The sequence below is a fragment of the Janibacter sp. CoH_79_TC_3 genome (assembly GCF_058197955.1).
In genome coordinates this window covers 1-265 of sequence record NZ_JBXWIV010000108.1, presented here as the reverse complement: position 1 = coordinate 265, position 265 = coordinate 1, and the positions used below count along the sequence as shown (strand labels likewise).

Here is a 265-nt window from a genome sequence, read left to right as displayed (position 1 = left end):
GTACGCGAGCCAGTCGATCGTGTCGCTGCCGAACAGCGCGTGCGCCATGTGCGCGACGATCGCGGGCTCCGACATCAGGTTCGGCGAAGCCGGCTTGTTCATCCCGTACGACACGTGGACCATGCTCATCGAGTCCTCGACCGTCACGCCTTGCGCGACGTCGTCCTGCAGGTCGATCTCGGTGCGGCCGAGCGTCGGCAGGATCAGCGCGTCGCGGCCGTGGATCAGGTGACTGCGGTTCAGCTTCGTCGTAATGTGCACCGAC

General features: G+C 65.7%; 1 pseudogene. It reads right to left on the bottom strand.

The annotated features are described in order from the left end of the window. A pseudogene (locus AC2FA3_RS15275) lies at window positions 1-265 on the bottom strand (FdhF/YdeP family oxidoreductase); the annotation flags it as partial.